At 52.3% G+C, this 9,402-nt stretch carries 8 protein-coding genes; all 8 read left to right on the forward strand.

All coding sequences use genetic code 11. From position 1 onward, the window contains the following. Positions 1–94: 94 nt before the first annotated feature. Positions 95–1,099, forward strand: coding sequence for a phosphate acyltransferase PlsX (gene plsX, locus ACTRC3_RS10915; RefSeq protein WP_440323086.1), 1,005 nt, complete (start codon positions 95–97; stop codon positions 1,097–1,099). Positions 1,100–1,103: 4 nt separating this feature from the next. Beyond that, entirely contained in the window at positions 1,104–1,337 is a 234-nt protein-coding gene (acpP, locus tag ACTRC3_RS10920) for an acyl carrier protein (RefSeq protein ID WP_178038685.1), read from the forward strand. Between the two features lie 77 nt (positions 1,338–1,414). Beyond that, a complete protein-coding gene (gene rnc, locus ACTRC3_RS10925; protein ID WP_178038686.1) occupies positions 1,415–2,098 on the forward strand; it encodes a ribonuclease III in 684 nt (227 codons plus the stop codon). An 11-nt stretch (positions 2,099–2,109) separates the two neighbouring features. Next, entirely contained in the window at positions 2,110–5,670 is a 3,561-nt protein-coding gene (smc, locus tag ACTRC3_RS10930) for a chromosome segregation protein SMC (protein ID WP_440323083.1), read from the forward strand. Between the two features lie 21 nt (positions 5,671–5,691). Further along, positions 5,692–6,630: a signal recognition particle-docking protein FtsY gene (gene ftsY / locus ACTRC3_RS10935; RefSeq protein WP_178038688.1), complete on the forward strand. Its 939-nt coding sequence runs from the start codon at positions 5,692–5,694 to the stop codon at positions 6,628–6,630. A gap of 37 nt (positions 6,631–6,667) precedes the next feature. Next, entirely contained in the window at positions 6,668–7,879 is a 1,212-nt protein-coding gene (ilvA, locus tag ACTRC3_RS10940) for a threonine ammonia-lyase (RefSeq protein ID WP_440323084.1), read from the forward strand. A 237-nt stretch (positions 7,880–8,116) separates the two neighbouring features. After that, positions 8,117–8,695, forward strand: coding sequence for a manganese efflux pump MntP (locus ACTRC3_RS10945; RefSeq protein ID WP_440323085.1), 579 nt, complete (start codon positions 8,117–8,119; stop codon positions 8,693–8,695). Positions 8,696–9,123: 428 nt separating this feature from the next. Next, positions 9,124–9,216, forward strand: a complete 93-nt coding sequence (locus tag ACTRC3_RS10950; RefSeq protein ID WP_262594973.1) for a putative holin-like toxin — start codon at positions 9,124–9,126, stop codon at positions 9,214–9,216. Positions 9,217–9,402 lie beyond the last annotated feature (186 nt).

Below are 9,402 nucleotides of genomic sequence, written 5' to 3' on the forward strand. Positions count from 1 at the left end.
AGAAACTGTTGATTTCTCATTTGATATTTAGTATTATGATAAAGGATCTGCATACATAGGATCAGGAGATCAGGAGGAAAGATTTATGCAGGATATGATCAGAGTTGCGGTGGATGCAATGGGCGGCGACAATGCGCCGGACGAGATTATCAAGGGCGCCATGGAAGCCGTAGCGCTGCGGGAGGACATTCAGGTTCTGCTCGTTGGCAAAGAAGAACTGATTTGGGAGAAGCTAAAGGGATATTCATACAGAGAGCAGCAGGTAGAGGTCGTGAACGCGACAGAGGTGATCGAGACGGCGGAGCCGCCGGTGGCAGCTATCCGGACGAAGAAGGACTCTTCCATTGTAGTCGGACTGAAGCTGGTAAAAGAGGAGAAGGCGGACGCCTTCGTATCGGCAGGCAGCTCGGGAGCCGTACTGGCAGGAGGCCAGCTTCTGGTGGGACGCATCAAGGGCGTGGAGAGACCGCCCCTGGCGCCGTTAATTCCGACGGAAAAAGGCGTGTCTCTGCTGATTGACTGCGGAGCCAACGTGGATGCCAGACCGTCTCATCTGGTACAGTTCGCGAAAATGGGTTCCATCTACATGGAGCACGTCATGGGCGTGAAGAATCCCCGGGTGGCTATCGTGAATATCGGAGCCGAGGAGGAGAAGGGCAACGCCTTGGTGAAAGAGACTTATCCGCTTCTGAAGGAGTGTGAGGGTATCAATTTCGTGGGCAATATTGAGGCGAGAGAGATTCCCCACGGACAGGCGGACGTTATCGTTTGTGAGGCCTTTGTGGGAAATGTCATCCTGAAGCTTTATGAGGGCGTGGGAGCCGTGCTGGTCAGCAAGATCAAGGCCGGTATGATGAGCACTCTCCGAAGCAAAATCGGCGCGCTGCTGGTGAAGCCGGCGCTGAAGGAGACGCTGAAGTCCTTTGATGCTACCGAATATGGCGGAGCGCCGCTTCTGGGTCTTAAGGGCCTGGTGGTGAAGACCCACGGAAGCTCCAAAGCAAAAGAAGTAAAGAACTCCATTATCCAGTGCGTAACATTTAAAGAGCAGCGGATTAATGATAAGATTAAAGAGAATATCGTAAGAGAGGAAGGATGAAACAATGGAATTTGAAAAACTGAAAGGAATTATTGCGGATGTTCTGAATGTGGATGAGGATGAGATCACCATGGACACCACATTTGTAGACGATTTGGGAGCAGATTCTCTGGACGTATTTCAGATTATCATGGGAATCGAAGAAGAATTCGACATCGAGATCGCCCAGGAGGAAGCTGAGAAAATCGTGTCCGTCGGCGACGCGGTGGAAGCCATTCGCAATCTGAAGAAGGACTAAGAAGAATATGAAACTTGTCTCAGAAAGGCTGCGGCTTTTCTGAGACATTTTTACGTTATTGTTTGTGAGGAGAACAAATGAAGCTGGAAGAATTAGAAAACAAACTGGGTTACCATTTTCACGACCGGAGGCTTTTGGAGCACGCCCTGTGCCACAGCTCCTATGCCAACGAGCGCCACTGGGACCGCCTGCAGAACAACGAGCGCCTGGAGTTCTTAGGAGATGCGGTACTGGAGCTTGCCACCAGTGAGTTCCTGTATCAGAATTATCCGACCATGCCGGAGGGTGAGGCTACCCGTACCCGTGCGAGCATCGTCTGTGAGCAGACCCTGGCGCTGTGTGCGAGAGACCTGGGGTTAGGCGAATGGCTGAGGCTGGGAAAAGGCGAGGAGCTGACCGGCGGACGTGACAGGGATTCCATTACCTCAGATGCCATGGAGGCATTGCTTGGCGCGATTTATCTGGACGGTGGTTTTGCTAATGCAAAAGAATTCGTACATCATTTTATTTTAAATGACATTGAGCATAAAAAACTCTTTTATGATAGCAAGACTATCCTTCAGGAGCAGATTCAGAGTGAAACCGAGGAACCGATTCACTATGAACTGGTGAAGGAAGAGGGACCGGATCACAATAAGCGGTTCACGGTAAATGTGGTATTGGGCGAGAAGGTGCTTGGAAGCGGCAGCGGCCGGACTAAGAAGGCGGCGGAGCAGGAAGCGGCGTACCGGGCACTTCTGGCCAGAAAAGTCCGCGGATAACGGGGTAAGGAATGTATTTAAAAAGTATAGAGGTACAGGGCTTTAAGTCCTTTGCAAATAAGATTGTATTCGATTTTCACAACGGGATCACCGGCATTGTAGGACCCAACGGCAGCGGCAAGAGCAATGTGGCGGACGCGGTGCGCTGGGTTCTGGGCGAGCAGCGGGTGAAGCAGCTGCGAGGCGGCAGTATGCAGGACGTCATCTTCGCGGGAACCGAAAACCGGCGGCCCTTAAGCTATGCCTATGTGGCGATTACGCTGGATAATTCCGATCATCAGCTGTCCATAGATTATGAAGAGGTGACGGTGTCAAGACGTCTCTACCGTTCCGGCGAGAGCGAGTACCTGATCAATGGCGCAGCCTGTCGGCTCAAGGATATCAACGAGCTGTTTTACGATACCGGTATCGGTAAAGAGGGCTATTCCATCATCGGACAGGGCCAGATTGACCGGATTCTAAGTAGTAAGCCGGAGGAGTCCAGGGAGCTTTTCGACGAGGCCACCGGAATCGTGAAATTCAAACGCAGGAAGAACACGGCCCAGAAGAAGCTGGAGGATGAGAAGCAGAACATCGTCCGCATTAACGACATTCTGGCGGAGCTGGAAAAGCAGCTGGGACCGCTGGAAAAGCAGTCAGCGGCAGCCAGAGAATATCTGAAGAAAAAAGAAGCATTAAAGCTCTGCGATGTGAATATGTTCCTTTTGGAGACGGAGCGTGTCCAGGGGGCGCTGACGGAGCTGGAGCAGAAAATCAGCGATACGGATCGGGAGTTAAAAGAGACTACCGGACAGTATGAGAATATCAAAAAGGAACACGCCCGCATCGAAGAAGAGTTAGAGGAGCTGAACCGACGTCTGGATGAGACGAAGGAAGCGGCGTCCAGGGCGGGTCTGGGCCGTCAGCAGCTGGAAGGCCAGATTGAAGTCCTGAAGGAGCAGATCAACTCCGTCCGACAGGGCGGCGAGCAGCTGGAAGGACGTCTGAAAAATATCGCGGCGGATGTGAAGGAGCGGCAGGAGGCCAGAGAAAAACTGGCGGCAGAGCAGGCGGAGCTTGCAAAGCAGCTGGAGGCAGCTGCCTCCGTTTCCGGCGAGGCCGACGCGCGCTTACAGGAGCTGCGGGAGCAGATCGAGGCGGAAAATACAGCCGCTGAGATCAGCAAGAACACCATCATCAGTTTGTTAAATGAGCGGGCCTCCACCAAGGGCCGCCTGCAGCGCTACGACGCCATGCAGGAGCAGGCCCAGATTCGGAGAACGGAGCTGAATCAGAAGCTGCTGCTGGCGAAAAGCAGTGAGGAAGAGCAGCGGGTACAGTACGAAGGACATCTGAAGAAACTGGAAGAAATTTCCGGAAGAATTATTACACTGTCGGAAGCTCAGCGGGAGAAGGAGGCGGAAGCCGAAGGCCTGCGCCGGGAGTTGGGAAAAAAGAACGAGGAGCTGGAGATTGGCCAGAGCGCTTTTCACCGGGAATCCTCCCGCCTGGAATCCCTGCGGAACATGGCCGAGCGCTACGATGGCTACGGCAACAGCATCCGCAAGGTCATGGAGCAGAAAAAGAACGTGCCGGGCATCGAGGGCGTGGTAGCGGACCTCATCAAAGTGGATCAGCAGTATGAGACCGCCATCGAGACAGCTCTGGGCGGCAGCATCCAGAATATTGTCACGGAAAATGAGGATACTGCCAAGGAGCTGATTGAATATCTGAAAAAGAACCGGTTTGGCCGGGCCACCTTCCTGCCCCTGACCAGCGTGGGTGGACGGGGCGGCTTCGCGAAGCCGGAGGCCCTGAAGGAAAAGGGAGCCATCGGCCTTGCAAGTACTCTGGTACGGGCGGATAAAAAATATGACCGGGTGGTACAGCATCTGCTGGGCCGGGTGCTGGTGGCGGAGCATATCGACGATGCCATCCGCATTGCCCGCAAATACAACCATTCCATCTTTATCGTCACGTTGGAGGGCGAGTCCCTAAGCCCCGGCGGCTCCATGACCGGCGGAGCCTTCCGCAATTCCAGCAATTTGCTTGGCCGAAAGCGGGAACTGACGGAGCTGGAAGAGAATGTACAGAAGCTGGAGGCTGATATCCGGGAAGCCCGTCTTCAGATCGAAACTTTGCGGGAGCAGCGCCGGGAACGGCGCGCGGAGGCAGAGTCCTTAAGTACAGAGCTACAGCGGCTGTATCTGCAGCAGAATACGGCGAAGATGAATTCCGATCAGGCGAAAGCAAGACTGGATGAGATTATTGAGGGCTATTCCGGACTTCGAAAGGAACTTTCGGAAATCGAGAAGCAGTTTGCGGACATTCACGACAGCCGCGAAGCTATTTTCCGGGAAATACGGGAGTCTGAGGAGCAGGAGAAGCAGAACGAGGCCAGAATCGAGATAGCGCAGACAAGATTGGCTGAGCTGAAGCAGAGCGAGGCTGAGAGCATCGGCGACAACGAAAAGGCGCACCTGAAGCTGGCGGCCCTGACCCAGAAGGCGGGCTTTGTGGATGAAAACGCGGCCCGTATTGAGCGGGAGCTTGTGAGACTTCATACGGAAGAGCAGGAGATTCACGAGGGTATGCAGAAGGGCAATGCCGACATCGAAGCCAAAGAGGAAGGCATCGGCGCTTTGCGGAAGCAGATAGAGGACATGATCGCCAGGAGCGAGCGCTTAAACGGTGAGACCGCAGAGCTTGGCGGCAAGCGGGAAGCACTGCTGACCGGCCAGAAGGATTTCTTTACGAAGCGTGAGGAGCTGTCCGATAAGCAGACCCGGCTGGATAAAGAGGTTTTCCGCCTGAACAGTCAGCGGGAAAAGCTGGAAGAAACGGTGGATTCCCTGACCGATTACATGTGGGAGGAGTACGAGCTGACCTACAACACAGCCCTTCCCATGAAACAGGAAGAGGATATGGATTTGGCGGCACTGAAGAAGCAGACCAGTGTGCTGAAGGATGAGATACGGAAGCTGGGCGATGTCAATGTGAATGCCATTGAGGATTATAAAAATATCTCAGAGCGGTATGAATTTATGAACACCCAGCGGAACGACCTGGTAAAGGCCGAGGAGACCCTGATGGGCATTATTTCGGAACTGGATACAGGCATGCGCCGCCAGTTCGAAGAACAGTTTGCCCGGATTCGGGTAGAGTTTGACAAGGCTTTCAAGGAATTGTTCGGTGGCGGAAAGGGAACCCTGGAGCTGGATCCGGATGCGGACATGCTGGAGGCAGGCGTGCGGATTATCGCCCAGCCGCCCGGCAAAAAGCTGCAGAACATGATGCAGCTTTCCGGCGGAGAAAAGGCCCTGACGGCCATTTCACTCCTGTTCGCCATTCAGAACTTGAAACCCTCGCCCTTCTGTCTGCTGGATGAGATTGAGGCAGCTCTGGATGATTCCAACGTAAACCGCTTTGCAAAATATCTTCATAAGTTGACAAAGAATACACAGTTTATTATTATTACACATAGGAAGGGAACCATGGAGTCCGCAGATCGTCTGTATGGTATTACCATGCAGGAGAAGGGCGTCTCCACGCTGGTTTCCGTAAATCTGATTGAAGAGGAATTAGATGAATAGTTAAATTCAGGGGGAAATGAAATGTCTGAGGAAAAAAAAGGCTTTTTCAGCCGTCTGGTCTCCGGTCTTGCCAAGACCAGAGCAAACATCGCGGCCGGTATTGACAGTATTTTCAGCGGATATTCCGCGATTGACGACGATTTCTATGAGGAGATCGAGGAGATCCTGATCATGGGCGACATCGGCATTAATGCCACCAACGCTATCCTGGAGGATCTGAAGCAGAAGGTGAAGGAGCAGCACATCAAGGAGCCATCCGAATGCAAGCAGCTTCTGATCAACAGCATCAAGGAGCAGATGCAGGTGGGCGACGTGGCATACCGCTTCGAGCAGGAGAAGTCCGTGGTGCTGGTCATCGGCGTCAACGGCGTGGGTAAGACCACATCGGTAGGGAAGCTTGCAGGCAAGCTGAAGGATCAGGGCAAAAAGGTGATTCTGGCGGCGGCAGATACCTTCCGCGCGGCAGCAGGCGAGCAGCTGACCGAGTGGGCGAACCGGGCCGGCGTGGAGATTATCGGCGGCAGCGAGGGCGCAGATCCGGCTTCCGTAGTTTATGACGCAGTCTGCGCGGCCAAGGCGCGGCATGCGGACGTATTACTCTGCGATACGGCGGGACGTCTTCACAATAAGAAGAATCTGATGGAGGAGCTTCGGAAAATCAACCGGATTATCGACCGGGAGTACCCGGACGCATTCCGTGAGACCCTGGTCGTCCTGGATGGCACCACCGGACAGAACGCTCTGGAGCAGGCCCGTCAGTTCAAAGAGGTCTGCGACATCACAGGCATCATTCTCACGAAGCTGGACGGAACAGCCAAGGGCGGTATCGCGGTGGCAATCCAGTCCGAACTTGGTATCCCGGTGAAGTACATCGGCGTGGGTGAGAGCATCGAGGATCTGCAGAAGTTTGACGCGGACGAATTTGTGAACGCCCTGTTCCATCAGGAAAATGATGACTGACAAAATTTGTAAAAACACAATATAAGAGGAGAAAAACATGCTTACACTGGAAAAATTTGAGGAAGCCTCAGAGGTGGTAAAAAAAGTAGCGATCGAGACCAAGCTGTTATACAGTCCGTATTTCAGCGAGCGCACCGGCAATAAGGTATATCTGAAGCCGGAAAATATGCAGGTAACCGGCGCGTACAAGATTCGCGGCGCTTATTATAAGATCAGCACATTGTCGGAGGAGGAGCGCTCCAAGGGACTGATTACCGCGTCCGCCGGAAATCATGCCCAGGGCGTGGCTTACGCGGCCAAGGCCTACGGCGTAAAAGCGGTCATCGTCATGCCGACCACCACACCGCTGATGAAGGTGGAGCGTACCAAGAGCTATGGCGCTGAGGTCGTGCTTCACGGCGACGTGTATGATGAGGCGTGTGAGTATGCGTATAAGCTGGCGGAGGAGCACGGCTATACCTTTATCCATCCCTTCGACGATCTGGCGGTAGCCACCGGCCAGGGAACCATCGCCATGGAGATTGTAAAGGAGCTTCCGCTGGTAGACTACATTCTGGTTCCCATCGGAGGCGGCGGACTTTCCACCGGCGTGTCTACTCTGGCAAAGCTTTTGAATCCGAATATCAAGGTTATCGGCGTGGAGCCCGCAGGCGCCAACTGTATGCAGGTTTCTCTGAAGAATAAGAAGGTGACCACCCTGCCGACGGTCAGCACCATCGCCGACGGTACCGCCGTAAAGACTCCGGGAACCAAGATTTTCCCGTATATTCAGAAGAATCTGGACGACATCATTACCGTCACCGACGACGAGCTCATCGGCGCGTTCCTGGATATCGTGGAGAACCACAAGATGGTGGTAGAAAACTCCGGTCTTTTGACCGTAGCGGCTCTGAACCACCTGAACGTGAAAGGTAAGAAGATTGTCTCCATCTTAAGCGGCGGAAATATGGACATCATCACCATGTCCTCCATGGTACAGTTCGGCCTGATCCAAAGAGACCGTATCTTCACCGTATCCACCATGCTTCCGGACAAGCCCGGAGAGATGGTCAAGATCTCCCAGGTCATCGCCGACGAGAACGGCAATATCGTCAAGCTTGATCACAATCAGTTTATCGGTACCAACCGGAACGAGGGCGTGGAGCTGCGCATCACCATCGAGGCCTTCGGTACCGAGCACAAGAACCGCATCGTCAAGAAGCTGGACGAGGCAGGCTTCCGGCCGCGGTTAGTGAAGATCAACCTGTAAAAGTTTAATAAATGAGAAAAATGTCCTTGCATTTGCCGGGAAAATATAGTAAAATAGCGACCAGTGCATAAGGGAGTAGTTAGCGCCGGCTGGCGTGACAAAATCAACACATTGGCCATAAAGCCTGGTTTTGTATGAAATAACGAGACTTATCCGCAGAAGAAATTCTGCGGGTAGGTCTTTTGTTTTATATAGGGGCTTGTACGCCGGAATAAAAAGAAAAAGGAGAACTTCATTATGGGATTGGTAGAACTTTTCGTTCTTGCGGTAGGTCTGTCCATGGACGCTTTTGCCGTATCGGTCTGTAAGGGCCTGGCGGTGCAGAAGGTGGGCGTAAAGGAATGCTGCATCGTCGGCGTCTGGTTCGGCGGCTTTCAGGCGCTGATGCCGCTTCTTGGATATCTGCTGGGCAGCCAGTTTAAGGATTACATCACCAGTGTCGATCACTGGATTGCCTTTGTGCTGCTTCTCATCATCGGCGTCAATATGATTCGGGAGGCTCTGGGAAAAGAAGAGGACGGGGAGGTCTGTCCGAAGGAAGAGAATCCGTTTGCGTTTAAAACGATGCTGATGCTGGCGGTAGCCACCAGCATCGACGCCCTGGCCGTGGGGATCACCCTGGCTTTTTTAAACGTGGCGCTGATTCCTTCCGTAACATTTATCGGTGTAACAACTTTCGTGATTTCCGCCATCGGTATTCGCATCGGCAATATCTTTGGTATGAAGTACAAATCCAGAGCGGAATTCGCGGGCGGCGTGATTCTCATCTGTATCGGCCTGAAGATTCTGCTGGAGCACCTGGGAATTCTGGGTTAAAGGGCAGAATATCCGAAAAATAATTTTGTCAAGAAAAAATACTTGATATGTAAAGCCTTGGAATGCTAGTAAAATCAGCACTCCGAGGCTTTTTTATATGCTTTTTGTGACAATCTTGTGACAAAATATAAAATAAAGCATGATTTTGTGTGATTCTGGTGTGCGTCCCGGCTGTAGATGGCAGCTGCACAGAAAGAACCGGGCGAACGGAGCGGAGGCCCTGGGTGGGGGGTGTATTTCTGGGCGAGCCGCCGCCAACTCACCCCCGTAAATTTTCCAAAAATAAAAAAGGCGATCCGGTCAGAATTTGATTGAAAGCCTTACAGTAAGATGATAATATAAATACATGGGAAACCAGAGAGCCGGGCGGCTTACCCTCTTTATCGGAGGGGCTAACCCTCCAGACGAAAGAAAGGAGGGCGTTGCCAATGGTTACATATTCTGATTTGATTCAGTTTTGTATATTCATTGTTGCCCTTGTTGGTCTTTGCTATAAGATTTTCAAGGATAAACGAAAATAGCCGCCAACTACTGCGAATAGTTGACGGCCTAAGTAATTAGGTAAATCACTGTTGAGGGTAGCCGCTTCTCTGGCTTTCCCTTTTTCTATCTTCAATATACCACAGGTTAGCCTATTTTTTCAAGGTAAAAAATCGGTGTTACCGATAAAATATTGTTAAATCTAAAAAAATCCTATAAAATATAAT

This window comes from Laedolimicola sp., from assembly GCF_051972735.1.
In the GTDB taxonomy this organism is placed as follows: domain Bacteria; phylum Bacillota; class Clostridia; order Lachnospirales; family Lachnospiraceae; genus Laedolimicola; species Laedolimicola intestinihominis.